Source organism: Georgenia sp. Marseille-Q6866 (assembly GCF_965111665.1).
On sequence record NZ_CBCOOR010000010.1, the window covers coordinates 71,007 to 91,356 of the forward strand.

At 73.9% G+C, this 20,350-nt stretch carries 17 protein-coding genes and 1 riboswitch; of the genes, 5 read left to right on the top strand and 12 right to left on the bottom strand.

Going from position 1 to position 20,350, the window contains the following annotated elements:
• Positions 1–4: 4 nt before the first annotated feature.
• From ACWPXV_RS10155 to purL, 4 genes are all read right to left on the bottom strand, one after another.
• Positions 5–721 carry a copper homeostasis protein CutC gene (locus ACWPXV_RS10155; protein ID WP_454085122.1) on the bottom strand — a complete coding sequence of 239 codons (717 nt, stop codon included), beginning with the start codon at positions 719–721 and terminating at the stop codon, positions 5–7.
• Between the two features lie 70 nt (positions 722–791).
• Positions 792–1,211, bottom strand: coding sequence for a DUF2255 family protein (locus ACWPXV_RS10160; protein WP_454085123.1), 420 nt, complete (start codon positions 1,209–1,211; stop codon positions 792–794).
• Positions 1,212–1,268: 57 nt separating this feature from the next.
• The gene (gene gdhA / locus ACWPXV_RS10165) at positions 1,269–2,606 is read right to left on the bottom strand and encodes an NADP-specific glutamate dehydrogenase (protein WP_454085124.1); all 1,338 of its coding nucleotides are present in this window, start codon (positions 2,604–2,606) and stop codon (positions 1,269–1,271) included.
• Between the two features lie 55 nt (positions 2,607–2,661).
• Positions 2,662–4,983, bottom strand: a complete 2,322-nt coding sequence (purL, locus tag ACWPXV_RS10170; RefSeq protein WP_454085125.1) for a phosphoribosylformylglycinamidine synthase subunit PurL — start codon at positions 4,981–4,983, stop codon at positions 2,662–2,664.
• 215 nt (positions 4,984–5,198) lie between these two features.
• Between purL and ACWPXV_RS10175 the strand changes: the two genes are divergently transcribed.
• Positions 5,199–6,674, top strand: a complete 1,476-nt coding sequence (locus ACWPXV_RS10175; RefSeq protein ID WP_454085126.1) for a DUF222 domain-containing protein — start codon at positions 5,199–5,201, stop codon at positions 6,672–6,674.
• A 110-nt stretch (positions 6,675–6,784) separates the two neighbouring features.
• On the opposite strand, the gene ACWPXV_RS10180 is transcribed toward ACWPXV_RS10175, so the two are convergent.
• Entirely contained in the window at positions 6,785–8,938 is a 2,154-nt protein-coding gene (locus ACWPXV_RS10180) for an acyl-CoA dehydrogenase family protein (protein ID WP_454085127.1), read from the bottom strand.
• A complete protein-coding gene (locus ACWPXV_RS10185) occupies positions 8,935–9,702 on the bottom strand; it encodes a TetR/AcrR family transcriptional regulator (RefSeq protein ID WP_454085128.1) in 768 nt (255 codons plus the stop codon). The genes ACWPXV_RS10180 and ACWPXV_RS10185 overlap by 4 nt, the downstream gene beginning before the upstream one ends.
• 37 nt (positions 9,703–9,739) lie before the next feature.
• Between ACWPXV_RS10185 and ACWPXV_RS10190 the strand changes: the two genes are divergently transcribed.
• From ACWPXV_RS10190 to ACWPXV_RS10200, 3 genes are read left to right on the top strand one after another with little or no spacing between them, the layout of a single operon-like run.
• Positions 9,740–11,083 (top strand): acetyl-CoA C-acetyltransferase, encoded by a 1,344-nt coding sequence (locus tag ACWPXV_RS10190; RefSeq protein ID WP_454085129.1) that lies wholly within the window; start codon positions 9,740–9,742, stop codon positions 11,081–11,083.
• Entirely contained in the window at positions 11,083–12,444 is a 1,362-nt protein-coding gene (locus ACWPXV_RS10195; RefSeq protein ID WP_454085130.1) for a 3-oxoacyl-ACP reductase, read from the top strand. The genes ACWPXV_RS10190 and ACWPXV_RS10195 overlap by 1 nt, the downstream gene beginning before the upstream one ends.
• Positions 12,444–13,328 carry a MaoC/PaaZ C-terminal domain-containing protein gene (locus ACWPXV_RS10200; protein WP_454085131.1) on the top strand — a complete coding sequence of 295 codons (885 nt, stop codon included), beginning with the start codon at positions 12,444–12,446 and terminating at the stop codon, positions 13,326–13,328. Before ACWPXV_RS10195 ends, ACWPXV_RS10200 begins: the two co-directional genes overlap by 1 nt.
• Here ACWPXV_RS10200 and ACWPXV_RS10205 read toward each other — a convergent pair.
• Complete coding sequence (locus tag ACWPXV_RS10205; RefSeq protein WP_454085132.1) at positions 13,284–14,228, bottom strand: DMT family transporter; 945 nt, start codon at positions 14,226–14,228, stop codon at positions 13,284–13,286. The two genes, ACWPXV_RS10200 and ACWPXV_RS10205, sit on opposite strands and share 45 nt — an antisense overlap.
• 211 nt (positions 14,229–14,439) lie before the next feature.
• Positions 14,440–14,527, bottom strand: a riboswitch (glycine riboswitch).
• A gap of 201 nt (positions 14,528–14,728) precedes the next feature.
• On the opposite strand from ACWPXV_RS10205, the gene ald reads away from it, so the two are divergent.
• Positions 14,729–15,844 (top strand): alanine dehydrogenase, encoded by a 1,116-nt coding sequence (ald, locus tag ACWPXV_RS10210; RefSeq protein ID WP_454085133.1) that lies wholly within the window; start codon positions 14,729–14,731, stop codon positions 15,842–15,844.
• Between the two features lies 1 nt (position 15,845).
• Here the strand turns inward: ald and purQ are convergent, their stop codons facing one another.
• The 5 genes from purQ to purD form a co-directional block, all read right to left on the bottom strand.
• Positions 15,846–16,574 carry a phosphoribosylformylglycinamidine synthase subunit PurQ gene (gene purQ / locus ACWPXV_RS10215; RefSeq protein ID WP_251303578.1) on the bottom strand — a complete coding sequence of 243 codons (729 nt, stop codon included), beginning with the start codon at positions 16,572–16,574 and terminating at the stop codon, positions 15,846–15,848.
• Positions 16,574–16,837 carry a phosphoribosylformylglycinamidine synthase subunit PurS gene (purS, locus tag ACWPXV_RS10220; protein WP_251303579.1) on the bottom strand — a complete coding sequence of 88 codons (264 nt, stop codon included), beginning with the start codon at positions 16,835–16,837 and terminating at the stop codon, positions 16,574–16,576. The genes purQ and purS overlap by 1 nt, the downstream gene beginning before the upstream one ends.
• A 55-nt stretch (positions 16,838–16,892) precedes the next feature.
• Positions 16,893–17,978, bottom strand: coding sequence for a fatty acid desaturase family protein (locus tag ACWPXV_RS10225; RefSeq protein WP_454085134.1), 1,086 nt, complete (start codon positions 17,976–17,978; stop codon positions 16,893–16,895).
• A 107-nt stretch (positions 17,979–18,085) separates the two neighbouring features.
• On the bottom strand, positions 18,086–18,952 hold the full coding sequence (locus ACWPXV_RS10230; protein ID WP_454085135.1) for a phosphoribosylaminoimidazolesuccinocarboxamide synthase: 867 nt from the start codon (positions 18,950–18,952) through the stop codon (positions 18,086–18,088).
• Positions 18,949–20,223 carry a phosphoribosylamine--glycine ligase gene (gene purD / locus ACWPXV_RS10235; protein WP_454085136.1) on the bottom strand — a complete coding sequence of 425 codons (1,275 nt, stop codon included), beginning with the start codon at positions 20,221–20,223 and terminating at the stop codon, positions 18,949–18,951. The genes ACWPXV_RS10230 and purD overlap by 4 nt, the downstream gene beginning before the upstream one ends.
• Between the last annotated feature and the right edge of the window lie 127 nt (positions 20,224–20,350).

Sequence of the window (20,350 nt, forward strand, 5' to 3'; positions counted from 1 at the left end):
GGGATCAGCGGCCGGCGAGCGCAACCCTGACGGCCTCGAGGGTGTCCCGGTCGGTGACGTCGTACCCGGGGTGCCCGCCTCCCGGGCCGGAGGGGCCGCCGTCGGGGACGTGCCGCCGTGCCGAGAGGTGGACCGCGTCGATCGCGGCGTCCGCGAGCGCGGGCACGTCCTCGGGTCGCAGGCCACCGCCCGCCATCACCTGCACGCGCCCGCCGGCCGCCTCGACCATCCGGCGCAGCGTGGGGACGCCGTCGGCCACGGTCGGCGCGCCACCGGAGGTGAGCACGCGCGTGAACCCGAGCCGGGCGAGGTCGTCGAGGGCGGCGACCGGGTCGGCGAGCACGTCGACGCAGCGGTGGGCGGTCACCTCGAGACCCTCGGCGGCGTACTGGAGCGCCTCGAGGGCGTGCCGGTCGAGCGTGTCCCTGGCTGTGAGGGCGCCGACGACGACGCCCGCGGCACCGGCGTCGACGAGGGCCTCGATGTCCCGCACCATGAGGGAGACCTCGGTCGCCGAGTACCGGAAGCCCCCGGGGCGGGGGCGGACGAGGACGTGCACGGGGACGCCGGTGGCGACCACCGCCTCGACCATGGCGATGCTGGGGGTGAGCCCACCGACGTCGAGCGCCGAGCACAGCTCGACGCGGTCCGCGCCCGTGTCCCGCGCCAGCGCGGCCCCGCTCGCGTCCTGGACCGCGACCTCCAGCTGCAGCTCACCCATGCGTCAACGATCCCGCATGCGGCGGGCGGGCGCCGCACGCGTCCGGCGTGACGGCGGCCTCAGCGCGGGCTCACGCGCCGGCCGGCTCGACGCGGAGCGTGGCGGCGCGGGCCTCCTCGCTGCGCGTGGGGTCGATCGAGGAGCGCGGCTCGTGGGCGTACTTGCGCTCGAGCTCCTCGTCGACGCGGTCCTGGACCGGGTCGTCCGCCGGGACGTGGGTGACGCGGACCGTCTCGCGCGGCAGGGCCAGCGCGGCGTCCCGGTCGCGCTCCGCGACGGCGCCGTCACCCAGGGCGATCGCCACGGGGCGGCCGGACACCGCGTGCCGGTACCACCACGAGCCGGCGCCGAAGGCCGACCGCAGGTACGGCACGCCGTCGACGACCATCGCCCAGATCGGCGTCGCGACCTGCTGACCACCGGCCCTCGTCGTCACCACGGCCACGACCTCGGTGCGGTCGAGGTGGTCCCTCACGTCGTCGAAGCTCATGACAGACCGAACCGCGGGAACCCCGAAGGTGTTCCCGCGGTCCGGTGACGGGCTGGGTCAGATGACGCCCTGGGCGAGCATGGCGTCGGCGACCTTGATGAAGCCGGCGATGTTCGCGCCGACGACGTAGTCACCGGGGCGGCCGTACTCGTCGGCGGTGGCGGCGCAGCGCGCGTGGACGTCACGCATGATGTCGGCGAGCCGCTCCTCGGTGTACTCGAAGGTCCACGAGTCCCGGCTGGCGTTCTGCTGCATCTCGAGCGCGGACGTCGCGACGCCGCCCGCGTTGGCCGCCTTGCCCGGCGCGAAGAGCGTGCCGGCTTCCTGGAAGAGCCGCAGCGCCTCGGGGGTGGTGGGCATGTTCGCGCCCTCGGCGACGGCGACGACGCCGTTCTTCAGCAGCGTGCGCGCGTCGTTCTCGTCGAGCTCGTTCTGGGTGGCGCAGGGCAGCGCGACATCGGCGGGGACGTCCCAGATGGAGCCGTCGGTGACGAGGCGGGCGCCGGGGCGGCGGTCGACGTAGTCCTTGGCGCGGCCGCGGTCGACGAGCTTGACCTCCTTGAGGAGCTCGAGGTCGATGCCCGCCTCGTCGACGACGTAGCCGGAGGAGTCGGAGAAGGCGATCGCCGTGGCGCCGAGCTGGGTGGCCTTCTCGATGGCGAAGATCGCGACGTTGCCGGAGCCGGAGACGGTGACCTTGCGGCCGTCGAGGCTCTGGCCCTTCGTCGCGAGCATCTCGTTGGCGAACAGGACGGTGCCGTAGCCGGTGGCCTCGGTCCGCACGAGGGACCCGCCCCAGCTGATGCCCTTGCCGGTGAGGACGCCGGACTCGTAGCGGTTGGTGATCCGCTTGTACTGGCCGAAGAGGTAGCCGATCTCGCGCTGGCCCACACCGATGTCACCCGCGGGGACGTCGGTGTACTCCCCCAGGTGGCGGTAGAGCTCGGTCATGAACGACTGGCAGAAGCGCATGATCTCGTGCTGGCTGCGGCCACGGGGGTCGAAGTCCGAACCACCCTTGCCGCCGCCGATCGGCATGCCGGACAGGGCGTTCTTGAAGATCTGCTCGAAACCGAGGAACTTGACGATGCCGAGGTACACCGAGGGGTGGAAGCGCAGGCCGCCCTTGTACGGGCCGAGGGCGGAGTTGTACTCCACGCGGAAGCCGCGGTTGATGCGCACGCGGCCGGCGTCGTCGACCCACGGGACGCGGAAGATGATCTGCCGCTCGGGCTCGCACAGACGCTCGAGCACGGCCGCGTCGACGTAGCGCGGGTTCTTGCGGAGGACCGGACCCAGGGAGTCGAAGACCTCGCGGACGGCCTGGTGGAACTCGGCCTCGCCGGGGTTGCGGCGAAGCACCTCCTCGTAGGCGTGCTCGAGCTGCTGTTCCATGGACCACTCCTTCATCTGGACGTACAGGGCCCGGCGGGGGCGCCGGGGGTGGTGCTCAGCCGAAGTAGGCGGGCAGGGTGGCCGTGGCGGCCTCCCGCAGCTCGTTGAGCGGCAGCGTGCCGACACCCTCGATGTCGAGCACGGGACGGCCCTCGTGGGACTCGGGGCCGGTGTCGTCGGTGGTGCCGATGCGCAGGAGCGCGACGCCGCGGGCGGTGCACAGGTCCTGGAGGTGGACCTCCTGGCTGCGCGGGACGGAGACGACGGCGCGTGCCCCGCTCTCGGAGAACAGGGCGGTGGCGAGGTCGACGCCGTCGCGCTCGCACAGCGCGGTGAGGTCGACACGGGCGCCGACGTCGAAGCGCAGGCACGAGTCGACGAGCGCCTGGAGCAGGCCACCGGCCGAAAGGTCGTGCGCGGACTCGACGATGCGGTCGCGGGAGGCGTTGACGAGCACCTCCGCGAGCCGGCGCTCGGCCGCGAGGTCGACGGCGGGGGGCCGCCCACCGAGGTGGCCGTGGACGACGTCGGCCCACGCGGAGCCGGACAGCTCCTCGGCCGTGGCTCCGAGCACGTAGACGGCGCGCCCGGGCGCCGTCCAGCCGGAGCGGGTGGCGCGGGTGACGTCGTCGATCACGCCGAGGACCCCGACGACGGGGGTCGGGTTGATCGAGGAGTCGACGAGTCCGGGCTCGCCCGTGCCGTTGTAGAGGGAGACGTTGCCGCCGGTGACGGGCACGCCGAGCTCCCGGCAGGCGTCGGCCAGGCCGGTGATGGCCTGGACGAGCTGCCACATGGCGTCCGGGTCCTCGGGGGAGCCGAAGTTGAGGCAGTCGGTGACGGCGGTGGGCTGGGCGCCCACGGTCGCGACGTTTCGGTAGGCCTCGGCGAGCGCCTGCTGGGCCCCGGTGTAGGGGTCGAGCTTGGTGAAGCGGCCGTTGGCGTCGGTGCTGATCGCCACGCCCAGGCCGGTGGCCTCGTCGACGCGGACCACGCCGGCGTCGTCGGGCTGGGCCAGGGCGGTGTTGCCCTGGACGTAGCGGTCGTACTGGTCGGTGACCCACGACTTGCTCGCGAGGTTCGGGGAGGCGACCAGGCGCAGGGCCTGCTCGCGCAGCTCCTCGGGCGTGCCGGGGCGGGGCAGCCGCTCGGCGTCGTCGGCGTTGAGCGCGTCCTGCCAGGAGGGGCGCGCGTACGGGCGGTCGTAGACGGGGCCCTCGTGAGCGACGGTGCGCGGGTCGACGTCGACGATCCGCTCGCCGTGGTGGTCGATGACGAGGCGGCCGGTGTCCGTCACCTCGCCGATGACCGAGGCCTCGACGTTCCAGCGGCCGGTGATCGCGAGGAACTCCTCGAGGCGGTCGGGCCGCACGACGGCCATCATCCGCTCCTGGGACTCCGACATGAGGATCTCCCCGGCCGTCAGCTCCTCGCGGAGCAGGACGTTCTCGAGGTGGACGTGCATGCCGCCCTCGCCGTTGGAGGCGAGCTCGGAGGTGGCGCAGGAGATGCCGGCCGCGCCGAGGTCCTGGATGCCCTCGACGACGCCGGCCGCGAAGAGCTCGAGGCAGCACTCGATGAGGACCTTCTCCATGAAGGGGTCCCCGACCTGGACGGCGGGCCGCTTCGTGGGGCCCTCGCCGGTGAAGGTCTCGCTCGCGAGGATCGAGGCGCCGCCGATGCCGTCGCCGCCGGTGCGGGCGCCGAAGAGGATCACCTGGTTGCCGACGCCGGAGGCGTTGGCGAGGTGGATGTCCTCGTGGCGCAGCACGCCCACGGCCAGGGCGTTGACGAGCGGGTTGGTCTGGTAGGAGGCGTCGAACTCGGTCTCGCCGCCGATGTTGGGCAGGCCCAGGCAGTTGCCGTAGAAGCTGATGCCGGAGACGACGCCGTGGACGACGCGCGCGGTGTCGGGGTGGTCGACCGCCCCGAAGCGCAGCTGGTCCATGACGGCCACGGGCCGCGCCCCCATCGAGATGATGTCGCGGACGATGCCGCCGACGCCGGTCGCGGCGCCCTGGTGCGGCTCGACGAAGCTCGGGTGGTTGTGCGACTCGACCTTGAAGGTCACCGCCCAGCCGTCGCCGATGTCGACGACGCCGGCGTTCTCGCCGATCCCGACGAGCAGGTGCTCGCGCATCGCCTCGGTGGTCTTCTCACCGAACTGGCGCAGGTGGGTCTTGGAGGACTTGTACGAGCAGTGCTCGGACCACATGACCGAGTACATCGCGAGCTCGGCTGCCGTGGGACGACGACCGAGGATCTCGACGATCCCCGCGTACTCGTCGTCCTTCAGGCCCAGGTCCCGGTAGGGAAGGGTGACGTCCGGCGTGGCCGCGGCGTGCGCGACGGTGTCGGACCGCTGCTCGTCAGACATCGGTGCCCCGTAATAGGACGGTAAAGGCATGCACGGCGGACAATCTACAGCCCCTCCGGGTGCGCGGCTCAGGTGGCCACCAGGCGGACCTGTCGGTGTGGACGGGGGACGGGTTGGTCCACAGGCTTGACTCGAGGTCGTCCCGTCCACAGTTTGAGGGGCACTTTTCGCTGCTATGTCGCGGGAATGTCGGTGGTCGCACCTAGCCTGGAACCATGTCCAGCACCGACCCGTCCGGCCCCGGCGCACCGCCCGCGGTGGCGCTGAGCGCGGCCGACGTCGGCGCGATGAGGCGCCTGCTCGAGCGGCTGGACCCTGGGCTGCGCGTGCCGGAGGAGGCCGACGGCGGGCGCCCGGGTCTCGGTGAGGCGCACGGCCGGCGCCCCGGCACCACCGAGGCCGACGGCCGGTGCTCCGGCACCGCTGCGGCGGACGGCCGGCGCCCCGGCACCGCCCAGGCCGGCGGCCGGCGGCCCGGCCTCACCGAGGCCGAGTGCATCGACCTCCTGCGCGAGCTGGAGGACCTCAAGGCCGCGGCAGCCGGGGCACAGGCGGCGGTCACGGCCCACCTGTCGCGGCTGCGGCTGGACGCTGAGCAGGCCGCCGGGGTCCCGGCCGAGCGGCGGGGCCGGGGCCTGGGCAGCGAGGTCGCCCTCGCCCGCCGCCTCTCCCCGCACCAGGGCGGCCGGCACCTCGGCATGGCGCGGGCGCTGCGGGAGGACATGCCCTGCACCCTCGCGGCGCTGCGCCGGGGCGAGCTCAGTGAGTGGCGGGCCACCCTCCTCGTGCGGGAGACCATCTGCCTCGGGGTCGAGGAGCGCCGCGCGCTGGACGCCGAGCTGTGGCGGGACCCGGACCGCGTCGCCGGCATGGGCGACCGCCAGCTCGTCGCCGCGGCCAAGCGCGTCGCCTACCGGCTCGACCCGCACAGCGTCGTCGACCGCGCGGCCCGGGCCGAGCGCGAACGCTTCGTCGGCATCCGTCCCGCCCCGGACACGATGGCCTACCTCACGGCGCTCCTGCCGGTCGCCCAGGCGGTCGCCGCCCACGCGTCCCTGCGCGCGGCGGCGGACTCGGCGCGGGCCGCCGGGGACGAGCGCAGTCGGGGGCAGGTCATGGCCGACACCCTCGTCGCGCGGCTCACCGGCAGCGACGCCGAGGTGCCCGCTCAGGTGCAGCTCCAGCTCGTCATGACGGACGAGTCGCTGGCGGGCGGCGACGTGCCCGCCTCCGTGCCCGAGCACGGCACCGTCCCCGCCGGCTGGGCCCGGGAGCTCCTGCGCCGGGCGCTGGCCGACGAGGGCGGCTGCGGGGTGTGGGTTCGTCGCCTCTTCACCGACCCGGCCGGCCACCTCGTCGCCATGGAGTCCCGCGGCCGGCACGCACCGCCCGGGCTGGCGCACTACATCGCCACCCGGGACGCCGGCCGGTGCCGCACCCCGCACTGCGACGCGCCGGTGCGCCACATCGACCACGTCGTCGACCACTCCAAGGGAGGGGCCACGGACGAGGAGAACCTCGGCGGCCGGTGCGAGCGGTGCAACCAGGACAAGGCGGCGCCGGGCTGGAGCTCGGTCCCCCTCGGCCGAGGCAGTCCGGGCGCTCCGCGGGCCGGGCCGGTCATCCGCACCCGCACGCCCACCGGTCACGTCTACGACTCACGCCCGCCGCAGCTCCCGCACGCGGGGTGAGGGCCGTGCCCCGCGCTGCCCGGCCGTCCGCGCCCTCCGTCACCGGCGGTCCGCTGCGCGCCCGGTCGGGGGCGCGCAGCGAACCACGGTGCGGGCGCGGGCGGCCAGCCTCAGCCGAGCCGCTCCGGGAGGGCCCGGCGGCGGCGCTGGAGCACCTCGGCCTCCTCCTGGCGGGCACGCTCGACGCCCGAGGCGATCGGGGCGCGCAGGTGCTCGGGGGTGTAGCCGAAGGCGTCGACGAGGTCGACGGCGTGGGGCCGCAGCCGGGTGAGCAGCCGGTTGATGTAGCCGGTCACCACCCGGGCGCGCTGGGCGGTGATCCGCCCGTTGACGAGGTACCAGGCGAGGTTCCGCTCGATGCGCTCCAGGCCGTAGAGGTCCCGCAGCCAGGTGAGCACCTGACGCGTGGTGCCGGCGGGCACCTGCTCGAGCGCCGCGGTGAAGGCCTCCCACTGGAGCAGCTCCGCGTGGGCGCGGGCCGCGCCGATGAGGGCGTCCTGGTGCTCGTTGAAGACGACGGCGGCCTTCTCCGGGGGCGCGTCCTTGACCTCGCGCAGCGCGCCGGCGATCTCGGCGATCATCGTCTCGACGCGGTCCTCGAGCAGCTCGCGCTGCGCCTCCGGGTCACGCAGCTGGCCGGCGGACCGGGCCTTGGAGCCCGAGTCGAGCACCGACTGCGCGGCCCGCCGCAGCGGGGTGCGGTGCAGGGCCATGTCACCCGCCCGGGCGGCGACGAAGCGGGCGGCCCCCGCGATGTCGATCTTCGCCATCGACCGGCCGTAGTCGGTGAGGAGCCGCTTGCCCACGAGCTGGAGCAGGACGTTGTTGTCCCCCTCGAAGGTCGCGTAGACGTCGAAGTCCTGCCGCCAGGTGACGAGCCGGTTCTCGGCCATGTACCCGGCGCCTCCGCAGGCCTCCCGGGACTCCTGGATCGCCTCGAGCGCCAGCCACGTCGACGTCGGCTTGAAGGCGGCGGCGAGCGTCTCGAGGTCCTGGCGCGACTCGTCGTCGTCGTGCTCGCCGTTGAAGACCTGGTGGAAGCGCTCGAGGAGGACGCCCTGGGAGAAGGCTGCGGCGTAGGTGCGCGCGAGGAGCGGGAGGAGACGGCGCTGGTGGCGCTGGTAGTCGAGGAGGGTGACCTCGCGGTGCTCGTCGGCGCCGGTGAACTGGCGCCGCTCGTCGCCGTAGCGGACCGCGATCGACAGCGCCGCCTTGCTCACGCCCACGGCGGCCCCGCCGAGGGAGACGCGCCCCTGGACGAGGGTCCCGAGCATCGTGAAGAAGCGGCGCCCCTTGCTCTCGATCGGCGAGGAGTAGGTGCCGTCCGCGGCGACGTCGCCGTAGCGGCGCAGGAGGTTGTCGCGGGGGACGCGGACGTGCTCGAACCACAGCTGGCCGTTGTCGACACCGTTGAGCCCGCCCTTGGGGCCGTCGTCCTTGCCACCGATCCCCGGCAGGAAGCGCAGCTCGCCGTCCTCGTCGCGCTCGCGGAGGGGCACGTAGAAGGCGTGGACGCCGTGGTTGCGGCCCTGCGTGTAGAGCTGGGCGAAGACGACGGCGGCGACGCCGTGCACCGCGGCGTTGCCGATGTACTCCTTGCGCGCCGAGGGGAACGGCGTGTGGAGGACGAACTCCTCGCTGGCGGGGTCGTAGGTGGCCGTCGTGGCGATCGAGGCGACGTCCGAGCCGTGCCCCACCTCGGTCATCGCGAAGCAGCCGGGCACCTCGAGCTGCATGATCGGCGGCAGCAGCCGCGCGTGCTGCTCGGGCACGCCGAGGTGCTGGACGGCCGAGCCGAACAGCCCCCACTGCACGCCGCCCTTGATCTGGAGGGAGGGGTCGGACAGGAAGAGCTCCTCGAAGCCGGCGAGGTTGCCGCCCGGGTCTCCCCCGCCCCCGAGCTCCTCCGGGAAGCCGCGCAGCACCTCGCTGCGGCCCACGAGCTCGCGCAGCTGCCACATCACCCGCTCGCGGTGCTCGGCGACCGTCTGGTCGGGCAGGCGCTGGAAGTCCGCATCGAGGGCGAGGTCGCGCGAGGCGCGGCGCTGCTCGCGCCAGCGGCCGTCGAGCGCGTCGGCGACCGCTCGCCGGTCGAAGGCCTCGCCGGGGGCGACGGCGGTGTCCGGGCTCATCGCCGACGTCGCGGTGGCGACGGACACCGGCTGGGCGGCGTCGGACTCGTCGGGCAGGTCGGGTGCCACCGGGCGGGCGGAGCGCTCGCGGTGGGCGGCGTCGTCCTCGCGGTGGGTGGTCGTGGTGGTCATGACGGGTCTCCGATCGCGTCGTCGGTCTCGGTGCGGGTGCTGGCGTTGCGGGAGCGCCGGGCGACGCCCATCGCCCCCGTCCACAGCCAGTCGGTGATGTGGGCCGCGAGCGCCGCGCGGTCCAGGGTGGCGATGCCGCCCTCGACGGCGGGGGCGCCGTCGTCGGCAACGGCCCGGGAGTCGGGGCTCTCGGGGGTGAGGCCGCGGGCGGCGATCCAGCGTTCGGCAACGCTGCGGACGTGGCCGACGACGCCCGCTCCCCACAGGGCGGCAAGCGCGTGGTCCTCCGGCGCCGCCCCGCCGCCGTGCCGGAGCACGGGCAGCAGCGCCTCGGCGACGATGTCCTCGATCTCCGCGACGAAGCCGCGCAGGGCGCCCGCGGTGGCTGTGGCCTCCGCCTGGGTGACGAAGGCGTAGACGCCGGCGGAGGACTCGACGATGCCGAGGTAGACGTCGACCATCGCGGCGATGCGGTCCCGCGGGCGGGTCACCCGCTCGCTCACCTCACCCAGCGCGCCGCGGAGGTCCTCGATGACGGCGGCACCCACGGCGCCCTGCAGGCCGGACTTGTCGCTGAAGTAGCGGTAGATGATCGACTTCGAGGTGCCGATCTCCGCGGCGAGGTCGTCCATCGACAGGTCCGGGCCGCGGTGGTGGACCGCCCGGCGGGCGGCGCGCACGAGCTCGGCGCGCCGCGAGGTGCGGTGCTCGGCCCAGCGGGCGTCACGACCGTCCACGCGGTCCTCGGCAGGTGTGCTCGGCATCACGAAACCGAGAGTATCAGGTACTCTGAGTTTCACGATGGCCAGGGACCTTCGTCCCCAATCGATCCGAAGGAACAACGCCGTGACCTCATCCATCCGCCCGGCAGTCGTCGTCGGGGCGAACCGCATCCCCTTCGCCCGCGCCGGTGGCCGCTACGCCGCGTCGTCCAACAAGGACATGCTCACCGCCGCCCTCGAGGGCCTCGTCGCGCGCTTCGGCCTCGCCGGTGAGCGCCTCGACGAGGTGAGCGCGGGCGCCGTCCTCAAGCACTCGCGCGACTTCAACCTCGCCCGCGAGGTCGTGCTCGGCTCCTCCCTCGACCCCCACACCCCCGCCTACGACGTCCAGCGCGCCTGCGCCACGGGCCTGGAGGCGATCGTCGGGGTGAGCAACAAGATCGCCCTCGGCCAGGTCGAGGTGGGTGTCGGCGGTGGCGTCGACTCCGCCTCCGACGCCCCGATCGTCGTCTCCGACCGCCTGCGCCGCACCATCCTGCGCGCCTCCCGCGCCAAGAGCCTGCCCGAGCGCCTCAAGGTCCTCGCCGGGATCCGGCCGGGTGACCTCGCGCCGGTGGCCCCCGACACCGCCGAGCCGCGCACCGGCCTGAGCATGGGCCAGCACCAGGCCATCACCACCGAGCGCTGGGGCATCACCCGCGAGCAGCAGGACGAGCTCGCGCTGCGCTCCCACCAGAACCTCGCCGCCGCCTACGACCGCGGCTTCTTCGACGACCTCCTCACCCCCTACCGCGGCGTCACCCGCGACGAGTTCCTCCGCGCCGACACCTCGATGGAGAAGCTCGGCAAGCTCCGCACCGCCTTCACCGCCCCGGGCAGCGACAACCCGACGATGACGGCGGGCAACTCCACGCCGCTGTCCGACGGCGCCTCCGCCGTGCTGCTCGCCACAGAGGAGTGGGCCGCCGAGCGCGGCCTGCCCGCCCTGGCCCGCGTCGTCGACGCCCAGACGGCGGCGGTCGACTTCACCAGCGGCGCCGAGGGCCTCCTCATGGGCGGCTGCTACGCCGTGCCGCGCCTGCTCGAGCGCCACGGCCTCACGCTCGAGGACTTCGACGTCGTCGAGATCCACGAGGCCTTCGCCAGTACCGTGCTCTCCACGCTCGCCGCGTGGAACGACGCCGAGTTCTGCCGCGAGCGCCTCGGCCGCGGGCCGCTCGGCACCGTCGCACCGGACCGCCTCAACGTCACCGGCTCCTCCCTCGCCGCCGGGCACCCCTTCGGCGCCACGGGCGGGCGGATCGTCGGCACGCTGGCCAAGCTCCTCGCGGAGAGGAAGGCCGCGACCGGCGCCCCCGTCCGCGGCCTCATCTCCGTCTGCGCCGCCGGCGGGCAGGCCACCGCGATGATCCTGGAGGCGTGATGAGCGACCGCTACCTCGACCTCGTCTCCGGCGGCCCTGGCAAGTCCGCGGCCAAGAAGCTCGGGCTGCCCCAGCCCGTCCGCCTGCGCCGCACCGACCCCGGCAGCGTCGACCAGCCGCTCGTGCCGGGCCCCGTGCTCGTCCTCGACGACGGCGCCTCGCTGCCCGCCGCCGACGAGCTCGCCGAGACCCTTCTCGGCTGGGACCTCGACGTCCGGCGCGACCCGCAGGAGCTGGCCAAGGGCCGGCGCTGGGGCGCCGTCGTCCTCGTCCTCACCGAGGCGGCCTCGCCGGCGGCGCTCGCCGGCCCCGTCCTCGCGCTCGGCGGCGTGCTGCGCCGCCTCGCCCCCGGGGGCCGGGCCGTCACCGTGTCCCGCCGCGCCGACGACGCGAGCGAGCCCGCCGTCGTCGCCGTCCGGCAGGGCGTGGACGGCTTCCTGCGCTCCCTCGCCAAGGAGCTGCGCGCCGGGGCGACCGCCAACGGTGTCGTCCTGGGCCAGGACGTGCCGGTGGGCGCGCCGTCGGCCGTCGGTGCCGTGCGCTTCCTCCTCTCCGCCCGCTCGGCCTTCGTCGACGGGCAGCTGCTCCACGTCTCCTCCGCCGACGGCGTCGCCCCGGCCGACTGGACCCGTCCCCTCGAGGGGATGGTCGCCGTCGTCACCGGCGCCGCCCGCGGCATCGGCGCGGCGATCGTCTCGGTCCTCGCCCGGGACGGCGCCCGCGTCGTCGGCGTGGACGTGCCGGCCGCCGGCGAGGCGCTGAGCCGGGTGATGAACGAGGTCCGCGGCAGTGCGCTGCAGCTCGACATCACCGCGGAGGACGCCGCCGAGCGGATCCTCGCGCACGTGCGGGAGCGCTACGGACGCCTCGACGTCGTCGTCCACAACGCCGGCATCCTGCGCGACAAGCTGCTCGCCAACATGACCGACGACCGCTGGAACGACCTCCTCACTGTCAACGTCCTCGCCCCGCTGCGGATGAACGAGACCTTTGCCGGGGAGCTCGGCGCGGGCGGGCGGATCATCTCCCTCGCCTCGACCTCCGGGATCGCCGGCAACCGCGGGCAGACGAACTACGCGGCGGCCAAGGCCGGGATCATCGGGATGACGCGGGCGCTCGCGCCGGTCGTCGCCGCGAGCGGCGCCACGGCCAACGCCGTCGCTCCCGGGTTCATCGAGACCGACATGACGGCGAAGATCCCGCCGGTCCCCCGACAGGTGGCCCGCCGGGCGAACTCGCTCCAGCAGGGCGGCCAGCCGGTGGACGTCGCCGAGGCCATCGCCTTCCTCGCCTCCCCGCAGGCCGGCGGGGTCAACGGGCAGACGCTGCGGGTGTGCGGCCAGAACCTGGTGGGGCAGTGATGCGCGAGCAGCGCCTCGAGCCGGTCCCCAGCCTCGGCTCGCTGTACTCGCGGGCGCTGGCGGCCACGGCGCGCACGACGATGCGCCGCGGCCCGGTGGCCGACCGCCTCCCCGACGTCGCCTACGTCGCCGGCGGCCTGCGCGCCGACCCCGCCACCCTCTCGGCCTACCAGGAGCTCCTCGGGGAGCCGGGCACCGACGAGCTGCCCGCGGGCTACGTCCACGTGCTCGCCTTCCCGCTCGCCATGGCGCTCATGGTCCGGCCCGACTTCCCGCTGCCCGTGCTCGGCATGGTCCACACGGCCAACCGGGTGGTCCAGCACCGGCCGGTGCTGCTCGGCGAGCAGCTGAGCGCACGGGCCGAGGCGCGCTCCCCGCGGGCGCACCGCAAGGGCACGCTCGTCGACCTCGCCGTCACGGTCGAGGCCGGCGGGGAGATGGTGTGGGAGGGCGTGTCGACCTACCTGGCCCGCGGCACCCGGCTGCCGGGAGCGGTGGAAGAGGCGCCGTCGTCGTCCTCGGCGGACGAGGAGCCGGGAGGTGACGTCGTCGCGGTGTGGTCGCTGGGGGCGGACACCCGCAGGCGCTACGCCGAGGTGTCCGGCGACCGCAACCCCATCCACGTGTCCCGGCTCGGGGCGAGGGCCTTCGGCTTCCCGCGGCCCATCGCGCACGGGATGTACACCGCCTCCCGGGCGCTGGCCCAGCTCGCCCGCTTCCGCGGGGACGCCTTCACCTGGGAGGTCGAGTTCGCGGGGCCGGTACTGCTGCCGGGGAAGGTCGCGCTGAGCGTCGACCCGGCGGGTGACGGCGTGCGCTACGCCGGTCACCACCCGAAATCAGGCCGCCTCCACCTCAGCGGGACGGTCACCCCGCGCACCTGACGGTGCGGCGCCGGTCCCTGCCGGCCGGCGCCGCCCGAGCGCGACGACCATCGCGACGAGGATGAAGCCCGCGCCGGCCCACGCGACCGGTGAGACCGCCTCGCCGTAGACCGCGGCCCCCAGGAGCATGGCGACGACGACCTCCCAGTAGGACAGCGCCGAGAGCTCCACCGAGCGCAGGTGCATGCCCGCGACGACGAGCAGCCCGAGCGCGAGGAAGCCGCACACGACGAAGAAGATGCCGGCCCAGACCCAGTTCTCCGCCGTCATCCCCGACATGTCCGGGCGCGTGACGGCGACCATCCCGGCGGCGCCGAGGGCGCCGAAGGTGAAGTTCCAGAAGTTGCGCACGTCCGCCGGCATGTCCGCCCGGTAGCGGTAGCACAGCAGCGCGGCGCCGTAGAGCACGCCGGAGACGGCGGCGAGGACGTCGCCGAGGAGCTGGTCGCCCGTGGGGGCGGCGGGGGCGTCGACCAGGCCGGTGGCGAGCATCATCCCGGCGAAGCTGAGGCCCAGGGAGGCGAGCTCGACGCCCCGCGCCCGCTCCTTGAGGATGACGCGCGCGAGGACGGTCGCGATGACCGGGCCCAGGTAGTGGAGGGCGACGGCGCGGGAGAGCACGGTGAGGACCGTCGCCGACAGGTAGGTGGCCAGGGACAGGCCGAGGAAGACGCCGCCGAGGACCACCGACCACGAGACGCGGGTGCGGCGCAGCACCGACAGGCGGCGGCCCGCGGCGAGGATGACGACCATCCCCAGGGCGCCCACGGCCATCCGCCCGAGCGTGAGCGTCTCGCCGATGACCGCCCCGGGCGGGGAGGAGAGCCGCCCGAAGACGCCGGCCAGACCCATGGCGGTGGCCGAGGCGATGATCGCGATGATGCCGAGCCGGCGGCGCATCCGCGGGACGGCGGGGCGGGGCGCGGGTGCGGGGGCGCGCCGGGGGTGTCGACAGCCAGGGCCAACGGGACTCCTCGGGATGACGGGCGCGCGTGGGCGCGCGTGAGCAGGGACCGTTCCCCGCTCTGTCATCGGACCTGAGAGTTTTCTGCGGGCGTGGTGCCCGCACTTCCCCGTCGGTGAGCCCCTGAGGGCTGCTTTCCAGAGGTGCCTCGCCGTGGCGGTATGGGGGCCTGAGAGTTTCCGGGGAGGTTGCTCCTTCGGCGCCCGCTTGCGCGGGTCTCTCCCGCCGCGAGTCGAAGGCTGTGAAGTTGTCGGGACAAGTCTCTCACACGGCGCGGCCCGCCCTCGAAGGAGCCTCCACAGCTCCGTCCACAGGCCGCGGGCGCTCCCTGTGTGTATGTGCACAACCCTGTGGACACAACCTGTGGACAGATGGCCGCCGGATGACCGCGGGGTGAACAGGCGCCCGTCCGCGGCGGACCTGCGAGGATGCCCGTATGAGGATCGCAGTGCCGCGAGAGGTCATGGACTCCGAGGGCCGCGTGGCCATCACCCCCTCGGGGGTGCACGAGCTGGTCCGTCACGGCCACGAGGTGGGCGTGGAGACAGGCGCCGGGACGTCCGCGTCCATCGCCGACGCCGACTTCACCGCGGCGGGCGCCACGGTGCTCCCCGACGCCGCCGCCACGTGGGACTTCGGCGAGCTCGTGCTCAAGGTCAAGGAGCCGGTCCCCGAGGAGTACCCGCTGCTCCGCGAGGGGCAGACGCTGTTCACCTACCTCCACCTCGCGGCCGACCGGCCGCTCACCGAGGAGCTCGTGCGCCGCCGAGTCACGTCCGTCGCCTACGAGACCGTCGAGCTGCCCGACCGCTCCCTGCCCCTCCTCGCGCCGATGAGCGAGATCGCCGGCCGGCTCGCGCCGCAGGTGGGCGCCCACAGCCTGATGAGCGCCCAGGGCGGCCGCGGGGTGCTGTTGGGCGGGGTGTCAGGGGTGTACTCGGCGCGGGTCGTCGTCATCGGCGCCGGCGTGGCCGGGATGAACGCCGCCGCGATGGCGGTGGGGATGCACGCGGACGTCGTCCTCATGGACCGCGACGTGAGCCGGCTGCGGCAGGCCGACGCCCTGTACCGGGGCCGCTGCCAGACCGTGATGTCCAACGCCTACGAGATCGAGCGGGCCATCACCGAGGCGGACCTCGTCATCGGCGCCGTGCTGCTCCCCGGGGCGCGCACGCCCCGCCTCGTGACGAACGAGCAGATCGCGCTGATGAAGCCGGGCTCCGTCGTCGTCGACATCTCCGTGGACCAGGGCGGCTGCTTCGCCGACTCCCGGCCCACCACCCACTCCGACCCGACCTACCGGGTGCACGACACGCTGTTCTACTGCGTGAGCAACATGCCCGGCGCCGTGTCCCACACCTCCACCTACGCGCTGACCAACGTCACCGTCCCCTACGCGCTCGCGCTGGCGAACAGCGGCTGGCGCGAGGCGATGCGGGCCGACCCGGCGCTGGCCCTGGGCCTGGCCACCCACGACGGCGCGCTCGTCTCCGCCCCGGTGGCCGAGGCGCACGGGATGGAGCACACCCCGCTGGAGGCGGTCCTCGCCTGACTCAGGCGCTGACGAGGACCCCGAGGACGGAGGCGAAGATCGCCAGGCCGTCGGTGCCACCGCCGGAGTCGGGGCCGAAGCCCGGCTCGACGGCGTGCTCCGGGTGCGGCATGAGGCCCACGACGTTGCCCGCCGCGTTGCTGATGCCGGCGATGTCGTGGAGCGAGCCGTTGGGGTTGTGGCCCTCGTAGCGGAAGACCACGCGCCCCTCCCCCTCGAGCTCGGCGAGGGTGCGCTCGTCCGCGACGAAGCCACCCTCCCCGTTCTTCAGCGGGATGGTGATCGTCTGCCCCACGGAGTAACCGGTGGTCCAGGCGGTGTCGTTGTTCTCCACGCGCAGCTGCTGGTCGCGGCACACGAAGCGCTGGGCCTCGTTGCGGATGAGCGCGCCGGGCAGCAGGTGCGCCTCGCAGAGGATCTGGAAGCCGTTGCAGATGCCGAGCACCGGCAGGCCGCGGCCGGCCGCCTCGACGACGGCCGTCATGACCGGCGCGAAGCTCGCGATCGCGCCGCAGCGCAGGTAGTCGCCGTAGGAGAAGCCACCGGGCAGGACGACGGCGTCGACCCCGCGGAGGTCCTCGTCGGCGTGCCACAGCGCCACCGGCTCACCACCGGCCAGGCGCACCGCCCGCTGGGCGTCGCGCTCGTCGAGGGAGCCGGGGAAGGTGACGACGCCGACGCGCGCACCCTCGGCCCGCGGCTGGGGCTCGGGGACGTCGAGGCGGTGCATCACACGCTCCGGGCGTCGTCGGCCGCGGCGACGCGGACGACGTCCTCGATGACCGGGTTGGACAGCAGCAGCTCGGCGGCACGGCGGGCCTGGTCGAGCGCGGCGTCGTCGACCTCGCCCTCGACCTCCAGCTCGAAGCGCTTGCCCTGCCGGACCGCGACGAAACCGTCCAGTCCGAGCCGGGGCAGCGCGCCGGCTACCGCCTTGCCCTGCGGGTCGAGAATCTCGGGCTTGGGCATGACCTCGACGACGATGCGTCCCATGGTGACTCCTGCTCGGGGTTTTCGGGCCGCCGTCGAGTCTACCCGGGTGCCGGGGTCAGACCCGGTACTGCGCAGCCAGTGGACAGGCCCACACGTCCAGGCCGCCGCGTCCCACCGTGTTGAGGTAGTTGTAGACGGCCCGGTAGGACTGCACGAGGGAAGTCTCGGTGTACCGGACGCCGAGGTCCTGGCAGTACTCCCTGACCATCGGCGCGACCTTGCGCAGGTTCGGCCGGGCCATCGACGGGAACAGGTGGTGCTCCACCTGGAAGTTGAGCCCGCCCATGAAGGTGTCCATGGCGCGCCCGCCGGAGATGTTGCGGCTCATGAGGACCTGGCGGCGCAGGAAGTCGATCTTGACGTCCGACGGCACGACCGGCATGCCGATGTGGTTGGGCGCGAAGGACAGGCCCATGTAGAGGCCGAAGACTGCGAGCTGGACGCCGATGAAGGCGAACGCCTTGCCCGGGGACAGGACGAGGAAGACGAGGGCGACGAAGCTGACGAGCCGGACGAGGATGAAGCCGAGCTCCACCCAGCGGCGCTTGAGGCGCTCGCGGCTCACCGCGCGCTTGATGCCGTGGACGTGGAGGTTGATGCCCTCGAGCAGGAGCAGCGGGTAGAAGAAGAAGCCCTGCTTGGTGGCGAGCCACTTCGTGAGGCGGGTCTTGCGCTGCTCGACCGCGTACTGGCTGAAGGCGAGCACGCCCGGGTCGATGTCCGGGTCCTTGTGGAGCGTGTTCGGGGCGGCGTGGTGCTTGGTGTGCTTGCGCTGCCACCAGGCCTGGCCCATGCCCACGAAGAGGTTGATGACGATGAGGGAGACCCACTCGTTCCACTTGCCCGACACGAAGATCTGCCGGTGCGCGGCGTCGTGGCCGAGGAAGGCGATCTGCGTCATGAGCAGGGCGAGGGCCACGGCCGTCACCATCTGCCACCAGGTGTCCCCGATGAGGACGAAGGCCACGGCCAGGCCGACGCCCAGCACCAGTGAGCCGATGAGCTTGGTCCAGTAGTAGCCGTAGGCGCGCCGCATGAGGCCCGCCTCCTGGACCCGCTTCGTCAGGGCGGTGAAATCACTGACCTGACGCTCTCGGGCGGTTCCCCGCGCCGTCGTGGGGACACTGGTGTCTGCTGCCATACGTTCGCGCCTTCGGTACTAATTCGCGAGCTGTCGTCGCGGAGGAGGTGTTACTGCTCTCACAGTCTTGCACGGATCATCCACGTCGGCAGGGTTCGCGTCGAACGTCACCCGACGAGGCGGTCGGCGGCCTCGAGGTAACGCTCGCGGGTGCGCTCGACGACGTCGTCGGGAAGCGGCGGCGGGGGCGAGACGCGGTCCCAGCCGGACTCCGGGGAGGTGAGCCAGTCCCGGACGAACTGCTTGTCGAAGCTCGGCTGCACCCGCCCGGGCGCGTAGCCGTCCGCCGGCCAGAAGCGCGAGGAGTCCGGCGTGAGGACCTCGTCCCCGAGGACGACCTCCCCGCCCGGGCCGAGCCCGAACTCGAGCTTGGTGTCAGCGACGATGATCCCACTGCGGGCGGCGACGTCCGCGGCGCGGGAGTAGATCCGCAGCGTGAGGTCGCGCAGCTCCTCCGCGCGCTCCCCTCCGAGGAGGGCGGCGACGGCCTCGAAGCTGATGTTCTCGTCGTGGTCACCGAGCTCGGCCTTGCGGGCGGGGGTGAAGATCGGCTCGGGCAGGCGGGAGGCCTCGCCCAGGCCCGCGGGCAGCGGCACCCCGCACACGGCCTGGCCCTCGCGGTACTCGACGAGGCCGGAGCCGGTGAGGTACCCGCGCACCACGCACTCGACGGGGAACATCTCCAGCCGCCGGCACACCATCGCCCGGCCGGCGACGGCCTCGGGGACGTCGAGCGAGACGACGTGGTTGGGGACGATGTCGGCGAGCTGCTCGAACCACCACAGGCTGAGGCGGGTGAGCACCTCCCCCTTCCCAGGGATGGGCGTCGGCAGGACGTGGTCGTAGGCGCTGATGCGGTCGGAGGCGACGACGAGCACGACGTCACCCGCCGGGTGCGGCTCGGCCGGCCGGTACAGGTCGCGGACCTTGCCGGAGTAGGTGTGCTCCCAGCCGGGCAGCACGGGCGCGGTCACGAGCGGGCCCGCGCGATGTCGGTGCGGTGCTGGGAGCCGTCGAGGGTGATGCGCTCGACGCCCGCGTAGGCGCGGGCGCGCGCCTCCTCCTGGTCGGCCCCGACCCCGACGACGGAAAGCACCCGGCCGCCGGCACTGACGAGGGCGCCGTCCTCGGACGTCGCACAGCCGGCCTGGAGGACGTGGACGCCGGGCAGCTCCTCGGCCGCGGCGACGCCCTCGACGACGTCGCCGGTGCGGGACACCCCGGGGTAGCCGTGGGAGGCGAGGACGACGGTGACGGCCGACGCGTCGCGCCACGTGGGGCTGGGCGCCTCGGCGAGGGTGCCGGTGGCGGCCGCGTGGAGCAGCTGGGCCAGGGAGGAGTTGAGACGCGCGAGGACGACCTGCGTCTCGGGGTCCCCGAAGCGGGCGTTGAACTCGATGACCCGCACGCCGCGGGAGGTGAGGGCCAGGCCGACGTAGAGGACGCCGGTGAAGGGGGTGCCGCGGCGGGCCATCTCGTGCACGACCGGCCGCGCGACGCGTTCCATCACCTCGTCGACGAGGCCCTCCGGCGCCCACGGCAGCGGGCTGTAGGCGCCCATCCCGCCGGTGTTGGGACCGGCGTCGCCGTCGCCGAGGCGCTTGAAGTCCTGGGCGGGGGCGAGCGGGACGGCGTCCGTGCCGTCGCAGACGCAGAAGAGGGAGACCTCGGGGCCGTCGAGGTACTCCTCGACGACGACGGCGGGACGCTCCCCGCCGGGGGTGACCGTGCGCGCGAGGCAGGCGCGGGCGTGGGCGAGGGCGGCGTCCCGGTCCTCGGTGACGACGACGCCCTTTCCGGCGGCGAGGCCGTCGTCCTTGACGACGTAGGGGGCGCCGAAGGCGTCGAGCGCCTCCTCGACCTCCTCGGGGGTCGTGCAGACGTAGGCCATCGCCGTGGGGACCTCTGCGGCGGCCATGACCTCCTTGGCGAAGGCTTTGGAGCCCTCGAGGCGGGCCGCGGCGGCGTCGGGGCCGAAGCACGGGACCCCGGCGGCACGGACGGCGTCCGCGACGCCGGCGACGAGCGGCGCCTCGGGGCCGACGACGACGAGGTCGACACCGCGCTCGACGGCGAGGGCCGCCACCGCCTGCGGGTCGAGCGGGTCGACCGGCACGTTGGTCGCGACCTGCGCCGTTCCCGGGTTCCCGGGGGCGACGAGGACCTCGTGGGGCGTGGACTCGGTGGTCAGGGCGCGGGTGATGGCGTGCTCGCGCGCACCGGACCCGACGACGAGGATCTTCACGTGCCAGGAGCCTACCGACCCCGGCGGCCCGAAGCGCCAGGCGTCCACCGACCAGACCCGGCCGGGGAGTTGTCCCCATCGGCGGTGCCCGGCTCGGACACCTCACCGTGACGCGTCACCGGTAGGG